At 38.2% G+C, this 20673-nt stretch carries 22 protein-coding genes; 16 read left to right on the plus strand and 6 right to left on the minus strand.

Translation table 11 applies throughout. The annotated features are described in order from the left end of the window. Positions 1–19 precede the first annotated feature (19 nt). Complete coding sequence (rimM, locus tag AC6H22_RS00725) at positions 20–547, minus strand: ribosome maturation factor RimM (protein ID WP_070590304.1); 528 nt, start codon at positions 545–547, stop codon at positions 20–22. Between the two features lie 44 nt (positions 548–591). Continuing rightward, positions 592–840: a 30S ribosomal protein S16 gene (rpsP, locus tag AC6H22_RS00730; protein WP_005626429.1), complete on the minus strand. Its 249-nt coding sequence runs from the start codon at positions 838–840 to the stop codon at positions 592–594. A 310-nt stretch (positions 841–1150) separates the two neighbouring features. On the opposite strand from rpsP, the gene AC6H22_RS00735 reads away from it, so the two are divergent. The 5 genes from AC6H22_RS00735 to AC6H22_RS00755 all read left to right on the plus strand — a co-directional run bounded on the left by AC6H22_RS00735 (position 1151) and on the right by AC6H22_RS00755 (position 6565). Continuing rightward, positions 1151–1930 (plus strand): hypothetical protein, encoded by a 780-nt coding sequence (locus tag AC6H22_RS00735; protein WP_118817264.1) that lies wholly within the window; start codon positions 1151–1153, stop codon positions 1928–1930. A gap of 24 nt (positions 1931–1954) precedes the next feature. Beyond that, positions 1955–3766, plus strand: coding sequence for an NAD nucleotidase (nadN, locus tag AC6H22_RS00740; RefSeq protein ID WP_118817263.1), 1812 nt, complete (start codon positions 1955–1957; stop codon positions 3764–3766). A 286-nt stretch (positions 3767–4052) separates the two neighbouring features. Next, a complete protein-coding gene (aroK, locus tag AC6H22_RS00745; RefSeq protein WP_118817262.1) occupies positions 4053–4595 on the plus strand; it encodes a shikimate kinase AroK in 543 nt (180 codons plus the stop codon). A 19-nt stretch (positions 4596–4614) separates the two neighbouring features. After that, positions 4615–5703 (plus strand): 3-dehydroquinate synthase, encoded by a 1089-nt coding sequence (aroB, locus tag AC6H22_RS00750; RefSeq protein ID WP_497512885.1) that lies wholly within the window; start codon positions 4615–4617, stop codon positions 5701–5703. Between the two features lies 1 nt (position 5704). Then, positions 5705–6565 (plus strand): Dam family site-specific DNA-(adenine-N6)-methyltransferase, encoded by an 861-nt coding sequence (locus AC6H22_RS00755; RefSeq protein ID WP_497512886.1) that lies wholly within the window; start codon positions 5705–5707, stop codon positions 6563–6565. A 32-nt stretch (positions 6566–6597) separates the two neighbouring features. Here the strand turns inward: AC6H22_RS00755 and mobA are convergent, their stop codons facing one another. Further along, positions 6598–7176 (minus strand): molybdenum cofactor guanylyltransferase MobA, encoded by a 579-nt coding sequence (gene mobA / locus AC6H22_RS00760; RefSeq protein WP_497512887.1) that lies wholly within the window; start codon positions 7174–7176, stop codon positions 6598–6600. Positions 7177–7240: 64 nt separating this feature from the next. Between mobA and AC6H22_RS00765 the strand changes: the two genes are divergently transcribed. The 11 genes from AC6H22_RS00765 (at position 7241) to AC6H22_RS00815 (ending at position 16075) form a co-directional block, all read left to right on the plus strand. Further along, positions 7241–7507, plus strand: coding sequence for a YihD family protein (locus tag AC6H22_RS00765; RefSeq protein WP_497512888.1), 267 nt, complete (start codon positions 7241–7243; stop codon positions 7505–7507). 12 nt (positions 7508–7519) lie between these two features. Further along, entirely contained in the window at positions 7520–8137 is a 618-nt protein-coding gene (gene dsbA, locus AC6H22_RS00770; protein WP_308566928.1) for a thiol:disulfide interchange protein DsbA, read from the plus strand. Positions 8138–8198: 61 nt separating this feature from the next. Further along, the gene (locus AC6H22_RS00775) at positions 8199–8534 is read left to right on the plus strand and encodes a MaoP family protein (protein WP_005626449.1); all 336 of its coding nucleotides are present in this window, start codon (positions 8199–8201) and stop codon (positions 8532–8534) included. A gap of 142 nt (positions 8535–8676) precedes the next feature. Then, positions 8677–9768, plus strand: coding sequence for a tRNA (uridine(54)-C5)-methyltransferase TrmA (gene trmA, locus AC6H22_RS00780; RefSeq protein ID WP_046952676.1), 1092 nt, complete (start codon positions 8677–8679; stop codon positions 9766–9768). Continuing rightward, positions 9750–10523: a class I SAM-dependent methyltransferase gene (locus AC6H22_RS00785; protein ID WP_046952677.1), complete on the plus strand. Its 774-nt coding sequence runs from the start codon at positions 9750–9752 to the stop codon at positions 10521–10523. Before trmA ends, AC6H22_RS00785 begins: the two co-directional genes overlap by 19 nt. Continuing rightward, positions 10517–10951, plus strand: a complete 435-nt coding sequence (locus tag AC6H22_RS00790; protein WP_046952678.1) for a SoxR reducing system RseC family protein — start codon at positions 10517–10519, stop codon at positions 10949–10951. The genes AC6H22_RS00785 and AC6H22_RS00790 overlap by 7 nt, the downstream gene beginning before the upstream one ends. A gap of 110 nt (positions 10952–11061) precedes the next feature. After that, positions 11062–11283 (plus strand): hypothetical protein, encoded by a 222-nt coding sequence (locus AC6H22_RS00795; protein ID WP_046952679.1) that lies wholly within the window; start codon positions 11062–11064, stop codon positions 11281–11283. 153 nt (positions 11284–11436) lie between these two features. Then, positions 11437–11952: a molybdopterin-guanine dinucleotide biosynthesis protein MobB gene (gene mobB / locus AC6H22_RS00800; RefSeq protein WP_046952680.1), complete on the plus strand. Its 516-nt coding sequence runs from the start codon at positions 11437–11439 to the stop codon at positions 11950–11952. Beyond that, complete coding sequence (locus tag AC6H22_RS00805; protein WP_118817256.1) at positions 11949–13337, plus strand: MDR family MFS transporter; 1389 nt, start codon at positions 11949–11951, stop codon at positions 13335–13337. Before mobB ends, AC6H22_RS00805 begins: the two co-directional genes overlap by 4 nt. Positions 13338–13491: 154 nt before the next feature. Next, positions 13492–15135 (plus strand): ABC transporter substrate-binding protein, encoded by a 1644-nt coding sequence (locus AC6H22_RS00810; RefSeq protein ID WP_046952682.1) that lies wholly within the window; start codon positions 13492–13494, stop codon positions 15133–15135. Between the two features lie 178 nt (positions 15136–15313). Further along, entirely contained in the window at positions 15314–16075 is a 762-nt protein-coding gene (locus AC6H22_RS00815) for a HugZ family heme oxygenase (RefSeq protein ID WP_046952683.1), read from the plus strand. Between the two features lie 115 nt (positions 16076–16190). Here the strand turns inward: AC6H22_RS00815 and AC6H22_RS00820 are convergent, their stop codons facing one another. Genes AC6H22_RS00820 through polA form a run of 3 tightly spaced genes read right to left on the minus strand, consistent with a single transcriptional unit; the run spans position 16191 to position 20639 of the window. Beyond that, entirely contained in the window at positions 16191–17495 is a 1305-nt protein-coding gene (locus AC6H22_RS00820; protein ID WP_046952684.1) for an L-cysteine desulfidase family protein, read from the minus strand. A 10-nt stretch (positions 17496–17505) separates the two neighbouring features. Next, on the minus strand, positions 17506–17820 hold the full coding sequence (locus AC6H22_RS00825; RefSeq protein WP_046952685.1) for a cupin domain-containing protein: 315 nt from the start codon (positions 17818–17820) through the stop codon (positions 17506–17508). Positions 17821–17831: 11 nt separating this feature from the next. After that, positions 17832–20639, minus strand: a complete 2808-nt coding sequence (gene polA / locus AC6H22_RS00830) for a DNA polymerase I (RefSeq protein ID WP_118817255.1) — start codon at positions 20637–20639, stop codon at positions 17832–17834. Between the last annotated feature and the right edge of the window lie 34 nt (positions 20640–20673).

Consider the following 20673-nt stretch of genomic DNA (forward strand, 5'->3'; position numbering starts at 1 on the left):
CGTTTGTGCATACTTGAGATTAGAAACCAGCGTCCCAATCCACTTCAATAGTTTTCGTGGTGAGATCGACTCTTTTAACTACTTGTTCATACAAAAACGGAATTAACCGCTCTTGTTTTCCAAAAGCATCTTTCGTATTGGCTTTCACCACTAATACATCATTAGAACCTGTTTCCATCATCTCTGTCACCGTTCCCATTGTATAACCTTCTAGGTTTACGACTGAGCAACCAATTAAATCGTGCCAGTAATAATCGCCTTCTTCCAGTTCTGGGAAAACAGATAGATCTACACCAATTTCAACATTTGCTAAAGTTTGTGCAGCTTCACGATCATCAACGCCTTTTAATTTAACGATGATTTCGTGATTATGATGACGCCAGTTTTCTAATTCTGTTGGCTGCCACTCACCTTTGATTTTTAAAAACCAAGGTTGATATTCAAAAATGCTTTCAGCTTGTTCTGTTGATGAATAAATACGTAACCACCCACGAATACCGTAGGTTGAGCCTAATTTGCCCACAACTTCAATACGTTGTTGTTCCATATTTCTCACCTATCTTAGTTTAAGAACTAAATCAAAAAGCAAAATTATGCTGCTTTTTGTGCTTCTTTTACCAAGCTAGCAACACGATCAGAAAGTGATGCACCTTGACCAACCCAGTGGTTAACACGGTCAAGGTCGATACGAACACGTTCTGCGTTACCTTGTGCGATAGGATTGAAGAAACCTACACGCTCAATGAAACGACCGTCACGTGGTGAACGGCTGTCAGCTACTACGATTTGATAAAATGGGCGTTTTTTAGCTCCGCCACGAGATAAACGAATGGTTACCATAACCTTCCTCTAAATGTTTAATTACTAAAAGAATATTCCTAAACTCGAAAGCGATTTAAGAATATAGCTTACTTTTTTCTCTGTATATATAGACAAAAAGCCTGCGAATTCTATACTTTTTGAGCAAAATTGCAAGTTTTTGATGAGCATTCTAATAAGTACGTTATATTCTCTTGAAAAGGTAAACATTATCATTCACATGCAATTTTGTTTTACGTATAATGTAAGAAACTCTCAAGCAGTTTTAGGTCAAGTTTACGCGTTAAGCGGTATTTTACATTGATAAAATATCAGTTAAATGAGGTTTATTATGAAAATCGGTTTTCATTCGGTGTTACTTGGATTAGCGTCATGTATTGGCATTCAACAATCTGTGATAGCGAGTCCTCCTTCGTCTTCTCAACAATCAGTATCTACTGAGTCCGCTGAGGCTTTAAAGCAACAATTTTCAATCGCTTTGGCTAAGCAAGAAAAGCAACAAGTTTCGATTTTACAGAAAAAACTCACAGCACTTTTTTCTTTACCTCCTCAATTCCTAGATAATCAGATCCAAATAAGCGAAAAAATCCTCACTCGCATTTTTAAAACAGATAAAAATCTCACCCCTAAATTTCTTGATTATTTATACTTTGAACCGATAAATACTGGCGATGCTAATTTAATTCAGGAAATGAAGAAAAACTTACTGGTGTCTTTTTTAGCGAATGAGCAGGCAAAAATTTATATTCGTCAAACAGATAATTCGGAGCAATTTGTTCAGGCTTTAAGAGAACGGGGAGCAAAAGCAGATCAAATCATATTATTGTCTTTGGATGCTAAAGGCATATTTCAAAAAATTATTGAACAGATACGTCAAGATTTTCCTAATCAAACAACTTTTTCTATTACCGAGAATCGAGTGAGTTTGATAACCCCTTCTTCAGAAATTAAGCCCCGCCTCGCTCTAGCTAATATGATGTTTGCTCGCCAATTTAAAGGGGTGGAGGTTGATGATTTTTCGTATTTAGATCAAGCACGTGAAAATCTTCAACACAATAACTATGCTATTCGTTATAAGACTTTCCAAGCAATGCTTGAAGGCTTAAATTAATCCGTTTACTCACAAGGAGCCATTATGTTTTTATCTAAAAAATCAGTTACCTTTGCAGTTAGTGCGTTAGCAATGCTTTGCTCAGGTGCAACCTTTGCTAAAGAAGTGCCGCAAGCACATAAAGCTGTGGAGTTAAGTATCTTACATATTAACGACCACCATTCTTATTTGGAACCGCACGAAGCAAGAATTAATTTAAATGGTCAACAAACAAAGGTTGATATTGGCGGTTTTTCTGCTGTGAATGGAAAACTTTATGAGTTACGTAAAAAGTATAAAAATCCATTAGTGCTACATGCTGGTGATGCGATTACCGGTACGCTGTATTTCACCCTTTTTGGCGGTTCCGCTGATGCGGCTGTCATGAATGCTGGTAATTTCCATTATTTTACTTTGGGTAATCATGAATTTGACGCTGGTAATGAAGGTTTATTAAAACTACTCGAGCCATTAAAAATTCCAGTACTTTCAGCTAATGTTATTCCTGATAAAAATTCAATTTTATATAACAAATGGAAACCTTACGATATTTTCACTGTGGATGGAGAGAAAATTGCCATTATCGGTTTAGATACCGTGAATAAAACGGTTAATTCATCTTCACCAGGTAAGGATGTGAAGTTCTATGATGAAATTGCTACCGCACAAATTATGGCAAATGCGCTAAAACAACAAGGTATTAATAAAATCATTTTACTTTCACATGCAGGTAGTGAAAAAAATATCGAAATCGCTCAAAAAGTAAATGATATTGATGTGATCGTTACTGGCGATTCACATTATTTATACGGAAACGATGAATTACGTGGTTTAAAATTGCCAGTAATCTATGAATATCCACTTGAATTTAAAAATCCGAATGGCGAACCAGTATTTGTAATGGAAGGTTGGGCTTATTCTGCTGTTGTGGGGGATTTAGGTGTTAAATTCAGTCCTGAAGGTATTGCGTCTATTACTCGTAAAATTCCTCACGTGTTAATGAGTTCTCATAAACTTCAAGTGAAAAATGCGGAGGGTAAATGGGCTGAATTAACAGGCGATGAACGTAAAAAAGCGCTTGATACTTTAAAATCAATGAAGAGTATTTCACTTGATGATCATGATGCTAAAACAGACATGCTTATTTCAAAATATAAAAGCGAAAAAGATCGTTTAGCACAAGAAATTGTTGGCGTCATCACTGGCTCTGCAATGCCGGGTGGTTCAGCAAACCGTATCCCAAATAAAGCGGGTTCTAATCCAGAAGGTTCTATCGCGACACGCTTTATTGCAGAAACGATGTATAACGAACTCAAAACGGTGGATTTAACCATTCAAAATGCAGGTGGTGTACGCGCAGATATTTTACCGGGCAATGTAACCTTTAATGATGCTTATACTTTCTTACCTTTCGGGAATACGTTATATACCTATAAAATGGAAGGTTCGTTAGTGAAACAAGTACTTGAAGATGCGATGCAATTTGCTTTAGTTGATGGTTCTACAGGGGCATTCCCTTATGGCGCAGGCATTCGTTACGAAGCGAATGAAACACCAAATGCGGAAGGTAAACGCTTAGTGAGCGTGGAAGTCTTGAATAAACAAACCCAACAATGGGAATCAATTGATGATAATAAACGTTATCTTGTTGGTACCAATGCCTATGTAGCTAGCGGTAAAGATGGTTACAAAACTTTTGGTAAATTATTTAACGATCCTAAATATGAAGGTGTTGATACATATTTGCCTGATGCGGAAAGCTTCATTAAATTTATGAAAAAACATCCGCACTTTGAGGCTTACACTTCATCAAATGTGAAATTTAATGCTTCTAGTGATGCGTTACCTAAAAAATAAAATTGAAAAATAGACTAAAAATAGCGCGTACTTAACGCGCTATTTTTGTTATGAGTTTGCTGCTTTAAGATGTCATAGATGATTGAGAATCTTGATTATTCCACACCTGAATGCTTTCTCGTGGAAAATAAATTCCCTAGAAAGGTTGAAAAATAGGGTGGTTTATTGCGATAATCTAGGCCATTTTTGGGGAGATCTTTCAAGTAGTCAAATTTGTTTTGGACTGTGTATTTTTGTTAGAAAGATCAAATTTTTATTTCACCTTTAATTTAATTAGAAAAGAACAATGGCGGAAAAACGTAATATTTTTTTAGTGGGACCAATGGGTGCAGGTAAAAGCACTATCGGTCGTCAATTAGCACAACAGCTTAATATGGATTTTATTGATTCCGATGCCGTGATTGAAGAGCGTACGGGCGCGGACATTAGCTGGATTTTTGATTTGGAAGGTGAAGAAGGCTTCCGTAAGCGTGAAGAACGCATTATTAATGAGCTTACTCAAATGCAAGGTATTGTACTTTCAACGGGGGGGGGCGCGGTGCTTTCTAAAGAGAGTCGTAATTATTTATCTGCACGCGGTATCGTGATTTATTTAGAAACAACGGTGGAAAAACAATTCCAACGTACTCAACGTGATAAAAAACGTCCATTGCTCCAAGATACAGATAATCCTCGTCAAGTATTGGAAGATTTAGCAAAAATTCGCAACCCTCTTTATGAAGAAATTGCGGACATCACTTTGCCAACCGATGAGCAAAATGCCAAAGTAATGGTAAATCAAATTGTTGATTTAATTGATAATATGAATGGATTGAATGGTGCACTTTAAACACACCTAAGGATAAATTATGCTGTGCGTCAACGTGGAATTGCAAGAGCGTCGCTATCCTATTTTAATTGGTAGCGGATTGTTACAAGATGAACGTAGTTACCCGATTAAACGAGGGGATCGCGTGATGATTGTAACGAATCCCACGGTTGCACAGTTTTATCTTGATACAGTCATCTATGCGTTGGAAAAACGTGGTTGCGTGGTCGATCATGTTTTATTGCCAGATGGCGAAAAATACAAAACGCTTGAATCTTTAAACTTAATTTTCAGCGCACTTTTGCAAGGTAATCATGGGCGAGATACCACGATTATTGCATTGGGCGGTGGCGTAATTGGCGATATTGCTGGATTTGCTGCGGCAAGTTATCAGCGCGGTGTGCGTTTAATTCAAATTCCAACAACATTACTTTCACAAGTGGATTCTTCAGTTGGCGGTAAAACGGCGGTTAATCATGAATTAGGCAAAAATATGATTGGTGCGTTCTATCAGCCATCAATGGTTATTATTGATACGCTCACGCTTAATACGCTTCCTAAACGTCAAGTAAATGCGGGTCTTGCCGAAGTTATCAAATATGGTGCCATTTTAGATTACGAATTTTTTGAATGGCTAGAACAACATATTGATGAGTTTGTTGCTTTGCATCCTGAGGCGCTTCAATATTGTATTTCTCGTTGTTGTCAAATTAAAGCGGATGTGGTTGCGAGAGATGAAACAGAAAAAGGCGATCGTGCATTGCTCAATCTTGGACATACTTTTGGCCATGCTATTGAAACTCACTTGGGTTATGGAAACTGGCTTCATGGCGAAGCTATTTCGACTGGAATGATGATGGCAGCGGCGCTTTCGGAAGAACTTGGAGATATTTCTATTGCAGATGTGTCTCGCCTTGAAAAATTACTTGCTCGTGCCAATTTGCCCACCGTATCACCGGATACGATGCAGCCGGAGGACTATTTACCGCATATGATGCGTGATAAAAAAGTTCTAGCGGGTAAATTGCGTCTGGTGCTACTCAAATCTCTAGGCCAAGCCTATGTGGCGAATGATACTGCTCATACCCTCGTGTTAAACGCAATTCGTCGTTGTACTCAAACGGATTAAGATGTTACGTCCGAAAAAACAATCTTTAAAACCCAAGTTAAAGCACCGTCCATTTTTAAAATGGGCGGGGGGGAAATTTCGTTTAACGGACGAAATAAATAAAGCCTTTCCAAACAAAAAAAACTGCTTAATTGAGCCATTTGTGGGCGCTGGAGCAGTATTTCTGAATTCTAATTTTGAACGCTATATTTTGGCAGATATCAACCCTGATTTAATCAATCTATTCAATATTGTTAAAGAAAATGTAGAGGGTTATATTGAAGCTTGTAAGCTGATCTTTTTCGCTGATGATGCCAATACATCCGATTATTACTATGCCAAACGTCGTCAATTCAATGCTTCTACGGATCCTTTCGAACGTTCGATTATTTTTTTGTATTTGAACCGTTTTGGGTTTAACGGATTATGCCGTTATAACAGCAAAAATGAATTTAATGTGCCTTTTGGAGCTTATAAAACTCATTATTTTCCAGAGGATGAATTACGTTATTTTGCGCATAAAGCGCAAAGTGCGGTGTTTTTGTGTTGTGATTTTCAAAAAACTTTTGAATTTGCTGATAAAGATTCGGTGATTTATTGTGATCCACCTTATGCTCCGCTACAACAAGATACTAATTTTACTGGTTATGCGGGCAATGAGTTTGGCCTAGCGCAACAACGCACTTTGGCTGATTTAGCGAAATCTATACAAAAGGAAAAACAAATCTCGATATTGATTTCTAATCACGATACTAAATTTACGCGTGAAATTTATAACGGTGCTAAATTTAAACGGGTAAAAGTTCAACGTTCTATTAGTCAGAATTCAGAAAAACGCGTAAAAGTGAAAGAATTGATTGCGATATTTGGTGCGCGGAAATAATAAAAATAAACCGCACTTTTGTTAGTGTTCGGTTAGATGACTGTTTTCTTTAAATCATCCAGTGTATTAAAATTCTCGAAGTTACCTTCTTCTTGCGTGAATTTTACTGAAATCCCGCCATTTTCTTTCATAAATTGTAAAAGGCGTCGTTCACCCGATGCTAAATAGTGTCGCAATTTTTCCTTTAGCTGAACGGACATCAAACAAAAAACGGGATGTTCACGTTCTTCATCGCAAGCATAAGCAATTAAAGTGTGGTGATTTTCAACCGCACTTTTGAGTTTATCTAAAAGATTAGTTGGGAAAAAAGGCGTATCACAAGGTGTAAAAAGGATGAAGTCACTTGTTGTCTTTTCTAGGGCTGTTAGCATACCACTTAATGGCCCTTGGAAATCGGGTAGTTCATCGGAAAATACAGGAACGCCAAATTTTGCATATTCTGTTTGGTTTCGGTTAGCGTTAATTGAAATCTGATAAATTTGTGGTTGCAAGCGATGAATAACATGCTGAATTAAAGATTGTTTACCTAAAATCTGTAATCCTTTATCTTGTCCACCCATTCTGCGTGCTTTGCCACCAGCCAAAATTACCGCGCTTATTGTAATTGTCATATTTTAATCTATCGTTATTTCAAGTATCATTTGCCTATTTTTTACGATTAAAAAGGAAATAGCAATGAAATGTAAGCGTTTAAATGAAGTTTTGGAACTTTTACAGCCTTATTGGTCTAAAAACCCAGATTTGAGTTTAATGGAAATTTTGCAAAAAATTGCCAATGAATCAGGTTTCCAAAAGCCATTAAATGAATTAACTGATGAAGTGATTATTTATCAGTTAAAAATGGATGGTACAGATAAACATGAGCCAATTCCTGGTCTCAAAAAAGATTACGAAGAAGATTTTAAAACCGCATTGCTCCGTGCTCGCGGTATCATTAAATAAGAAGGAAAGCAAATGAAAAAAGTATTACTTGCGTTAGGTTTAGGTATCAGCACGCTTATGTCTGTAAATAGTTTTGCAGCAGATTTACAAGAAGGTAAACAATATGTTCAAGTGAGCCAACAGGCTTCACAGCAAAAAGAAGTGATTGAGTTTTTCTCATTCTACTGCCCGCATTGTTACGCCTTTGAAATGGAATACAAAATTCCACAACAAGTCGCAGATGCTTTACCAAAAGATGTGAAATTTAAACAATATCATGTAAATTTCTTAGGTCGCCAGTCTGAAAATTTAACGCGTGCTTGGGCGTTAGCAATGGCATTAGGTGCAGAAAGTAAAGTAAAGGCACCATTATTTGAAGCGGCTCAAAAGGATGCCTTGAAATCAATGGATGATATTCGAGCCATTTTCTTATCGAATGGTGTAACCGCCGAGCAATTTGATGGCGGCATTAATAGTTTTGCCGTGAATGGTTTGGTCAATAAACAAGTAAATGCCGCAGAACAATTTAAGGTGCGTGGCGTACCTGATTTTTATGTAAATGGAAAATTCCGCGTAAACCCTGAAGGGTTAAATTACGATGATTTCGTGAAAGATTATGTGCAAACCGTAAAAGGTTTATTGCAAAAATAACGAAAAATTGGTTTAATGCCTGCCCTATTTTGTAAATATTAATGAAAGAAGAGAGAATATTATGGCTGCAAGTTTTAGCGTAACGCGTCGTTTCTTTGACGATAAAAACTACCCACGTGGTTTTTCCCGTCACGGTGATTACACAATCAAGGAATCACAGGTGCTTGAGCAATATGGCCAAGCGTTCAAAGCATTAGACTTAGGGGAACGTGAGCCAGCGACTAAAGAAGAAAAAGATTTCGTCGCTTTTTGCCGTGGTGAGCGCGCAGCAGAGACTTTCTTTGAAAAAACTTGGAATAAATATCGTACTCGTATTAACACTAAAAAACGTGTTTACACCTTATCTGGTGATGTGAGTGAAGCTGCCTCTGGCGGTGAAGATTATTCCGGCGAATAAGAGACGTTAAATAAGGCAGGCGGAAGTCTGCCTTTTGTTTTTGATAGCTTGTGAAATCTCGCGTAATTCACGGCTGATAACTTTATTCTCCTATCTTTGTATGAACGATTCGTCTTCATACGCCCTATGAATACTAATTTCTATGCAATTACCGATTTCTCAATACAACGAACTGCTACAAAAAAAACTTGAAAAATTAACCGCACTTTTGTGCCCTTTCAATGCGCCTGATATTCAAGTTTTTGACTCTCCAACAAGTCATTATCGCATGCGTGCGGAGTTCCGTATTTGGCACGAGCAAGATGATTTTTACCATATTATGTTTGATCAAGCGACGTTGCAGCGTTATCGCGTGGATGAATTTCCAATCGCTAGCACGCTGATAAATCGCATGATGCAAACCTTATTACCTTTGTTAAAACAACAAGAAGTGCTACACAAAAAATTATTCCAAATTGATTACCTTAGCACTTTGAGTAATAAGATTATTGTGAGCTTGCTTTATCATAAAACACTCACTGAAGAATGGGAAAGTGCGGCTAAAAATCTAAAAGATTTACTCGAAAAGCAAGATTTTGATGTGCAAATAATCGGGCGTGCAAGTAAACAAAAAATCTGTTTTGAGCAAGATTATGTGGATGAAGTTTTACCTGTGAATGGCAGAAATTATGTTTATCGCCAAGTCGAGAATAGTTTTACCCAGCCAAACCCAATGGTAAACTGTAAAATGCTTGAATGGGCAATTGATTGTACCCAAAATAGCGAAGGCGATTTATTAGAACTTTACTGCGGAAACGGTAATTTTTCTATTGCACTTGCACAGAATTTCCGCAAGGTATTGGCAACAGAAATCGCCAAACCTTCCGTAGCCGCCGCACAGTTTAATATCGCTGAAAATAAAGTTGATAATTTACAAATTATCCGTATGTCGGCAGAGGAATTTACGCAGGCAATGAATGGGGTTCGAGCCTTTAACCGCTTGAAAGGGATTGATTTAAAATCTTACGAATGTAATACCATTTTTGTCGATCCACCTCGCGCAGGGCTTGATCCTGATACAGTGAAACTTGTACAAAATTACGATCGCATTTTGTATATTTCCTGTAATCCACATACGCTGTGCGATAATCTTATTGAACTATCAAAAACGCACCGTATTGAAAAAGCAGCGTTATTTGACCAATTCCCTTACACTGACCACATGGAAAGCGGCGTATGGCTCATTCGCAAGTAGGTATTCAACTAATTTCTGAATCTCCAGAAAAAACATTAGCAGAATTGACCGCACTTTGTGCTGAACATAACATTATTCATGATGAACAAAGCCCACTTGCACTTGTTCAAACCGATGAACGTTTAGAACTTCGTAAATTAGACGAACCTAAACTCGGGGCGGTTTATGTTGATTTTGTAGGTGGGACAATGGCTCACCGTCGTAAATTTGGTGGTGGTCGCGGTGAAGCTGTAGCGAAAGCAGTAGGGATTAAAGGTTCGGAATTGCCAACGATTATTGATGCCACAGCTGGTCTAGGACGTGACGCCTTTGTGCTAGCCTCTATTGGTTGCCAAGTTTGTTTAGTAGAACGTCATCCTGTTGTTTTTTTACTTCTGCAAGATGGTCTAAATCGTGCTTATCAAGATGAGGAAATCGGTGAGATGTTGCAACAAAATTTGCGCTTGCTGAATGTTCACCATATTAATGAACTTGATCCTAATAGCGATTATGCCGATGTGGTTTATCTCGATCCAATGTATCCACATAAACAAAAATCTGCACTAGTAAAAAAAGAAATGCGTGTATTCCAGCATTTAGTCGGGGCTGATTTAGATGCCGATGAATTACTTTTACCTGCACTACAACTCGCTAAAAAACGTGTGGTCGTGAAGCGTCCTGACTATGCAGAATTTCTTTGTGGAAAACAACCACACTTTAGCCGTGAAACGAAAAATCATCGCTTTGATATTTATATGGGAGAATCCCAATGCTAAGAGAAAGTGCCGTTGTTATTAGCTATGAAAATGGCATTGCCAAAGTGAAATGCCAATCCCAAAGTGCCTGTGGCCAATGTGCAGCTAAAAACAGTTGTGGAACATCAAGTCTTTCCGAATTAAACGGTAAACGTGGCGAGCATATTTTTTATGTGGACACATTAATGCCATTACGAGAAGGTCAAATTGTTGAAATTGGATTAGAAGAAAAGTCGATGTTGTTATCGGCATTATTGATGTATGTTGTACCGCTTTTGACCTTATTGATTGCGACGATGTTATCTGATTACATCAGCCATAATGAAATCTTGCGTGCAATTTTAATCTTTGGATTAACCGCACTTTCTTTCATTTTTGTAAAATCTTATAGCAGAAAATTAGGGCAACAAACAGAATTTCAGCCTGTTTTATTGCGCATATTATCTTAAGTTTTTATTCGCTTTTTATTATTGCTGGATCTAGATCGCAAGCTATAAAGCTAGTTGAGTAATTCTATTTTTATTTAAGCAAAATTTCTTTTTTATTTATCGGAGAAACTATGCCGAATTTATTTAAATTACCCATTGAGAAAAGTTCTTTAGAGGCTTGGTCAAAACTTAGTGATGATGTGGCAAAAGTTGCTATTCTAGCAATGCCTGTTATACTTTATGGCGAGCAACCGCTTTTCCTAAAAGGATTAAATATTAGTTTTTTGCTCATTATTGCTTATGCTTGCCTTGTGATGGGGCGTAAATTTCGTCAATTAGTGGAGGGAAAATAATATGTGGCTTGCTATAGGGCTTGGCATTGTTGCTCTTCTTGCTATTGGCGGACTTATTTTTGCCAATTATGCAGCAAAACATTCTTAATTTATTAACCCCGATCTTTCGGGGTTTTCGGTATCTAAAGTGCGGTTATTTTTAAGGTTATTTTTATGAACAATCAGATTCCTTTATTTGGAATTACCGGTTATAGCGGTAGTGGTAAAACAACATTATTAGAAAAACTTATCCCAGAGCTTATCGCTCGTCACATTCGCGTTTCAGTGATTAAACATAGCCATCACAATATGCAAGTTGATAAAGAAGGCAAAGATAGTTGGCGTATGAAAGAGGTGGGTTCTTCTCAAGTCATTTTAGCGAATGATGAACGCTGGGCGATCATGACGGAAACGCCAAAACCTGTTTCATTGGATTATTTAGCGCAACAATTTGACCACACTTTAACGGATTTAGTGTTGGTGGAAGGCTTTAAACAAGAGCCTATTCCAAAGATTTTGCTTCACCGTCAAGAAATGGCAAAACCTTTACCCGAAATTGACGAATATGTTGTGGCGGTTGCTACTAATTATCTCCTTGAAATTGACCGCACTTTGTTGGATATTAACCGCATTCCGAAAATTGCCGATTTTATTGAAAATTGGTTGCACCATTTTCACGGAGCACGATGACTGAATCCAATGCTTATCGCGGTTTAGCTTGGGTAGCAGCAATGGCGCTTTTTATGCAGAGCCTAGATGCCACCATTCTTAATACTGCCTTACCGGCGATATCCTCCGATTTACATAAGCCCGCCTTTGAAATGCAAATGGCGATTATTGCTTATTCTTTAGCCGTTGCATTATTTATTCCTCTAACCGCGTGGTCCGCGGCAAAATTTGGGACATTAACCGTTTTTCGCGGTGCAGTTTTCACGTTTATTTTAGGTTCAGTTGCTTGTGCCGCGGCCCCTAATTTAGAAAGTTTAATCTTAGCCAGAGTGATTCAGGGGATAGGCGGTGCTTTTATGATGCCAGTGGCGCGTTTAGCTATTATTCAAGCTGTCCCTAAACAACAATTAGTTAATGCTTGGAATTTAATGGCAACTGCAGGTTTGATTGGGCCAATTCTAGGGCCTATTTTAGGTGGATGGTTAGTCATTCACGCCAGTTGGCACTGGATTTTTTTAATTAATATTCCAATTGGTGCACTAGGGATTTTGGCATCGGGCAGAGTGATGAGTAACATCAAAGGCGAAGCAGAGAAACTAGATTGGACAGGTTTTTTACTGTTTGCATTAGGGTTAGTTGGCATCACGCTTGGTTTGGATTTACTCGGTGAAAGCCAGCATAGCCCAATTGCAACCTATAGCGTATTAGTTGTCGGTATTCTGTTACTCGTGGCTTATTGTAGCTATGCCAAAAACAATGAAGATGCCATTTTACCTTTATCCCTTTTCCGTACTCGTACATTTAGATTAGGCATTATTGCCAATATTTTTATCCGATTATCTGCATCTGGCGTTCCCTTTTTATTGCCTTTGATGTTTCAATTATCTTTCGGTTACAGTGCTGAAATGTCAGGCTGGCTATTAGCACCGATTGCGTTAATTTCTGTAATTTTGAAAATATTAATTGGACGAATTTTAAATCGTTGGGGCTATAAAACAACGTTAATTTCATCAGCACTTTTGATGGCGGGATCTGTGATTTCCATGGCTTGGTTGGATAAACAAAGTTCTCTGACTTGGATTATTTGTAATCTTATGTGGTACGGTGCTTGCATGTCGATAATTTTCACTTCAATTAATACGTTGACTGTAGGCGATCTTTCAAAACAACAGGCAGGCACAGGTTCTACAGTATTAAGTATTGTGCAGCAAGTTGGGATTGGATTTGGTATTGCCATTTCATCGATAATTCTAAATCTTTATAGACATTTCTTTAGCGCAAGTGATGGCTTACAACAGGCATTTAGCTATACTTTCTTAACCTCATCACTTTTTGCAATCGCCTTAGTTTGGTCACTTATGAAATTACATAAAAATGATGGTGATCATTTACGGAAGAATCCTTAGATTAATTTGTTATAATCCATAGAATTTTTTTATTTAAAAAAAAGCGACATTTGCTTATATCTTATTAAACATTTATTTTAGATAGGATTTATCTAGCATCTTTGGTATATCACTATGCTCGAATAAATCTTTGCCAACAAAGTGAGGAACTATCATGAAGCTAAAAGCAACACTAACTCTTGCGGCTGCAACGCTTGTATTAGCAGCTTGCGATCAATCAGGTTCAGCAAATAAACCGACCGCACAATCTGAAACCAAATCTGCATCTAACAACACTTTCGTTTACTGTACAGCAAAAGCACCTTTAGGATTTAGCCCTGCACTTGTAATGGAGGGAACATCTTATAATGCCAGCTCACAACAAGTGTATAACCGCTTAGTTGAATTTAAAAAAGGCTCAACGGATATTGAACCGGCTTTAGCAGAAAGCTGGGAAATTAGCGATGATGGTTTAACTTACACATTTCATCTAAGAAAAGGTGTTAAATTCCATACAACAAAAGAATTTACCCCAACACGTGATTTTAATGCAGATGATGTTGTATTTTCATTCCAACGTCAGTTAGATCCAAATCATCCATATCACAATGTATCTAAGGGGACTTATCCATATTTCAAAGCAATGAAATTCCCTGAATTGTTAAAATCAGTGGAAAAACTAGATGACAACACAATTCGTATTACCTTGAACAAAAAAGATGCGACTTTCTTGGCAAGTTTAGGTATGGATTTTATTTCTATTTATTCCGCAGAATATGCTGATGCAATGCTGAAAGCAGGTAAGCCAGAAACAATTGATAATCGCCCAGTAGGGACTGGCCCATTTGTTTTTGTTGATTACAAAACAGATCAGGCAGCCCAGTATGTAGCAAACGAAAACTATTGGAAAGGTAGAACACCATTGGATCGTTTAGTTATCAATATTGTGCCAGATGCGACAACACGTTATGCAAAATTACAGGCTGGATCTTGTGATTTAATTTTATTCCCGAATGTAGCGGATTTAGTCAAAATGAAAACAGATCCAAAAGTACAACTTTTGGAACAAAAAGGTTTGAACGTGGCGTATATCGCATTCAATACCGAAAAAGCACCGTTTGATAATGTCAAAGTTCGTCAAGCACTGAACTACGCAGTGGATAAAAAAGCGATTATTGAAGCAGTTTACCAAGGCGCGGGTACACCAGCTAAAAATCCACTTCCTCCAACAATTTGGAGTTACAACGATGAAGTTCAAGATTATCCGTATGATCCAGAAAAAGCAAAACAACTTTTAGCAGAAGCGGGTTACCCAAATGGTTTTGAAACTGATTTTTGGATTCAACCTGTTGTACGAGCTTCTAACCCAAATCCAAAACGTATGGCTGAACTTATCATGGCGGACTGGGCTAAAGTTGGTGTAAAAACCAACCCTGTTACCTATGAATGGGCGGATTACCAAAAACGTGCGAAAGCAGGTGAGTTAACTGCTGGTATCTTTGGCTGGTCTGGTGATAATGGTGACCCTGATAACTTCTTATCTCCATTATTGGCAAGTTCAAATGCGGGTAATTCCAATATGGCTCGTTTTAAAAATCCAGAATTTGATGCATTACTAGATAAAGCAATCGGATTAACAAATAAGGAAGAACGCACCACACTTTATAAACAAGCGCAAGTCATCATTCATAATCAGGCACCTTGGATTCCAGTTGCGCACTCTGTAGGTTTTGCACCACTTAGTCCACGCGTAAAAGGCTATGTACAAAGCCCATTTGGCTATGATGCTTTCTATGGCGTGAGTGTAGACGGTAAATAATTAATACTATTTCAGTTCTTTTTGGGCCCTTATTTCGTAAGGGCCTTTTTATTTGAAATATTATTATTTTGTAAAAAATATGTTAAATATATTTTACTTGAGTATAATGCTCAGCATTATTCCCTACGGAAGATAATCTGTAGAATAATGAGATTAATCGTAAATATAAGGAACAAAAATGGATTTCAATAGAATTATTACTCACATGAATGATCATCACCAAGATGATATGGTTGCTCTTTGTAAAAAATTTGGTGGCGAAAAGGAAATCACGGATGTGACATTAGTTAATGTAGATTTTGGTGGTTTAGATTTTAAATATAATGGTGGAAAAACATTACGCGTGGAATTTCCACAACAAGCTGACGAAGGTTCAATTAAACAAGCAATCATCAATCTTTGTGTAGAAAATAAACCAGTTGCAAATTACGATCGTATCAAAGCTAAAATTGATGAATTTCGTCAAGAATTTAAAAGCTGTGTGCTTGCCACTTTAGATAAAGATGGCTTACCGATGGCATCTTATGCGCCAATTATTTCGCTTGATGGAAAATATTATATTTATATCAGTGCCATTGCAGAGCATTATGACAATTTAAAACGCAATCCAAATCAAGTGGAAGTGATGTTTTTAGAAGATGAAAATAAAGCGAAATCAATTATTGTGCGTACTCGCTTACGTTATAAAGCAAGTGCACGTTTTATTCCTCGTGAAGATCCAATTGTTGAAAAAGTTTTAGATAAATTAGCGGAAACGATGAATGATGTGGGCGGAATTAAAACGATTCGTGAATTTACTGATTTTGATTTATTTGAACTTACACTTGGAACAGGTCGTTTTGTGAGAGGTTTTGGCCAAGCTTATTTGATTGATGCTAATGGGGAAATTTCTCATATTGGTGTTAAAGGAAATCCACACGAAAAAGAAAGCGATAAATAATATCGTCTCTTAATGAAGATAAAGGGTTGAGTATAAATTTATACTCAACCCTTTTGTTTACGATAAATTCGAGTGAAATTGAAATTTCTTTATTTTTCACCGCACTTTATTTTCATTAAGGACAAGGTTTACTCACCATAATTTCAATAACCTGTCTGTCGATATGTTGCATACTTTTTGATGCAATAGCGCAGAGATTATCAATGGTTCGATCAAGATCGTGTTCGACAATACCTTCATTGCCAGTAACATGGGTCTCATCCATTGCCATAAGTACTGATTTATAGCCTGAAGCCACGCTGGTGGAGACTTTCATTGCACAGCTATTAGATGCACCATCGCAGATGATTCCGCTGATGTCACCAATCATACTACAAATCCCCATGCTCATGGTTTCAAATTTCCCTGTAAGCAAATAGGCGATACCTGCACAGCTTCCCATTGATGCAGTTGTTACTGCGCAAAGGGCAGAGAGTTTGGGCAATTTACTGTGGATATAAATGGCCATTAAGTGTGATAAGAAGAGCGCTCGGAGACGTTTTTCTTCACTCACGTTTAAATAATCGGCGACCACAACCACAGGCATAGTCGCGGCAATACCTTGGTTGCCAGAGCCTGAATTACTCATTGCTGGCAATGTAGCCCCGCCCATACGGGCATCGGAGGCTGCAGTGGTTTCGATTATAATTTTACTGAGTAAATCATCTGACATTAAGCCACTACCAACTTGTTTGCGTAGCGTTCTACCAATATGTAGGCCGTAATTTTCGCTCAATCCTTCGTTAGATAGTGCTCGATTGAGTGTGGCAGCTTGTTCGATAAAGCGAATTTTATCGAGATCAACTTCACAAGAAAATTCAAAAATTTCACGTGCGCTCACCTGCTTGAAAATATCATAAGGATCACAATCAGCGCATTCATCATGCTCTTTCTCAAAAATGATCTCGCCATTTTTTTCAATCAAAATGATGTTAGTGTGTTGATCTTGAATGGCGACTTTCACTCGGTCATTATCCGTAAACAACACAGCTTCTGAATATAAAATATGCTCGGTTTGATGAATATCCACATTAACGAGCTTTTTATCAAGCATCGCTTTAGCTTGGGAAACTTGCTCTGGCGTGATGTGCTTTAACACTTCTAACTCACCTTCAGGGTCACCGCCCAAAGCACCAATCGCTGCGGCAATTGGTAAGCCCACCATGCCCGTTCCTGGTACTGCAACGCCTAATCCATTTTTCATTAAGTTAGGAGACACTTTGGCTTCAATGCGTTCAGGTGTTTTTCCTAAATGTTTAGCCGCTGTTGCAGATGCAAGTGCCAGAGAAATAGGCTCTGTACATCCAAGTGCAGGAACAACATCGCGTTCTACAATTTGAATTAATGGTTTTTCGATTTCGTTGAGTCTTTCTTGATTCATAAAATTCTTTTTAAATACTGTCTTCTTTCTCTATGACTAATATGCGCGCTTCACCTTGTGGATGAGCAACATGTTCGGTACCGATACTCGCATAAAAAATATCACCCGTATGGAGCAATACGGCTTTCTTTAGGCCCTCTTCTTTGTAGCGCATTTCCACCGTACCATCCATCACCGCAAAGACTTCTTCACCGTCATTGATATGCCATTTGTAAGGTTTATTTGTCCAGTGAAGACGCACCGAAATACCATTCATATTGGTAATATCAAGGGCTCCCCAGGCACGTTCTGCCGTAAAGTGGCGACTTTGAATAACTTTATTCATGGCTAAATTCCTTAGTGCGCTTCATCCCAATTTTGTCCAACACCCACTTCCACAATCAACGGAACAACTAATTTCGCAGCGGCTTCCATGTGTTGTTTAATTTGCTCACGGAAAAATTCTACTTTTTCTGACCGCACTTCAAACACTAATTCATCGTGTACTTGCATAATCATTTCAATATCTGGATCGTGACGGATTACTTCGTCAAGCTTAATCATCGCTCGTTTAATAATATCCGCAGCCGTGCCTTGCATCGGTGCATTTATCGCTACGCGTTCTGCTCCTTTACGACGCATGGCATTGCTAGAATTAATATCAGGTAAATATAAACGGCGACCAAATAACGTTTCCACATAGCCTTGTTCTTTCGCTTTTTCACGGATATCGGTCATAAATTGCTGTACGCCAGGGTAGCGTTGGAAATATAAATCCATGTATTTTTGTGCATCAAGACGGGAAATACCAAGCTGGCGTGAAAGTCCAAAGGCGGACATTCCATAAATTAAGCCGAAATTAATTGCTTTAGCATTGCGACGTTGCTCGCTGGTGACTTCATCTAATGATACACCGAAGATTTCAGCAGCCGTGGATCGGTGAATATCCTTGCCTTGAGAGAAGGCATTAATTAAGCCTTGATCGCCCGAAAGATGCGCCATAATGCGTAACTCAATTTGAGAATAGTCAGCGGCGACAATAGAATAACCCTCACGCGCGATAAATGCTTGTCGAATACGACGACCTTCTTCATTCCGAATTGGAATATTTTGTAAGTTTGGATCACTTGATGATAAACGTCCTGTCGCCGTCACCGCTTGATGATAAGAGGTATGCACTCGGCCTGTTTGTGAATTGACCATTTGAGGCAGTTTATCCGTGTAAGTGGATTTAAGTTTACTCAAGCCACGATGTTCGACCAAAATTTTTGGTAATTCGTGGCTATAAGCTAATTCTTCCAATACTTCTTCATTCGTTGATGGCGCACCTTTTGGTGTTTTTTGTAAAACAGGTAGCCCAAGTTTATCGAACAAAATTTCTTGTAATTGTTTTGTGGAGGCCAAATTAAATGGCTGACCCGCTAATGCGTAAGCTTGTTCTTCAAGTGCGGTTAATCTTGTGGCAATTTCGTTAGATTGTATAAAGAGGGCATCACTATCAATCAAAACGCCCGTACGTTCCATGCGAGAAAGCACATGGAGTAATGGTAATTCCATTGTTTTATACAATTCAACAAGCGTTGGTTCTTCTTGCAATTTTAACCATAGCGCTTGTTGTAACTTCATTGTCACATCTGCATCTTCTGCCGCGTATTCTGTGGCTTGTTCTAATGGAATTTGATTAAATGTCAGCTGGCCTTTTCCTTTTCCTGCAATGCTTTCAAATGCGATAGTCTCATGCCCTAAATAACGTTTAGCTAAATCATCCATATTATGACGACCCGTACTATTTAGCGTATAAGAAAGCAACATCGTATCAAATTCAACACCTCGTAATTCAATGCCATGACGGGCAAAAATACTTTCATCAAATTTAATGTTTTGTCCAATTTTGTGAATATCAGGATTTTCTAAAACGGGTTTGATAGCCACAAGTGCGGTCGATTTTTCGAGTGTTTTTGGTGCATCCAAATAATCCAATTGCAATGGTAAATAAGCGGCTTCGCCATTTTCAAGAGCAAAAGAGATACCTACTAAATTTGCAGACATATAATCAAGACTGTCTGTTTCAGTATCCACTGCAATGAGTTTTGCTGCATTGAGTTTTTCAATCCAGCGGGTTAAATCCGCTTGAGTGAGCAAGGTTTCATATTTTGTACGATCGATTTGAATTTTAGGCGTATTTTCCACCGCACTATTTTCCACAGAATTTTTAGCTGGTGAGGTCGCCTGATACTGGTTCATTTTCATAGGCTGTTCAGTGGTTTGGGTAATGGAGTCTGCGCCATTCATCACTTCATTAAGCCAGCGTTTAAATTCGTAGCGACCAAAATATTCAATGAGTTGATCGTTTTGACTTTCTCCAAGCAACAATTCATCTGTTGTCACGTTAAGTTCAACATCTGTTTTGATGGTTGCTAATGTATAAGAAAGATCTGCATTGGATTTTTCAGCCAGTAATTTTTCACCTAGTTTTTTTGCACCACGAATTGGCAATTCAGCTACTTTTTCAAGATTGGCATAAATTTCAGCCATACTTCCGATGCCTTGTAGTAAACCAAGTGCGGTTTTTTCTCCAACGCCAGCAACGCCCGGAATGTTATCTGCACTATCGCCCATGAGTGCTAGATAATCAATGATGAGTTCAGGTGGAATACCGTATTTTTCAATCACACCCTCGCGATCCAATAAGCTATTATTCATGGTGTTGATGAGCATAATATTGTCATCAACTAACTGTGCCATATCTTTATCGCCAGTACTAATGAGCACTTTTTTACCCAAACTAGATGCTTGTAGTGCGAGCGTACCGATCACATCATCAGCTTCAACCCCTTCCACCACTAAAAGTGGAATCCCCAATGCGCGAATCATATCGTGCAAAGGCTGAATTTGTTTGCGTAAATCATCAGGCATTGGTGGACGGTGAGATTTATATTGTTCAAACATTTCATCACGGAAAGTTTTTCCTTTTGCATCAAAAACAACAGCTATATGAGTGGGTTGTACTTGTGAGATGAGGCTTTTTAGCATATTTAACACGCCGTACATCGCACCCGTTGGCTCACCTGCGGCATTAGTTAAAGGAGGAAAGGCATGAAATGCACGATATAAATAAGAAGAACCATCTACTAATACAAGTGGATTTGTTGCAATTTGGGCCATAAAAATCTCGTTTTAAACTGAAAAATGCGGGCAT

This window comes from Haemophilus sp. THUN1690, from assembly GCF_059704375.1.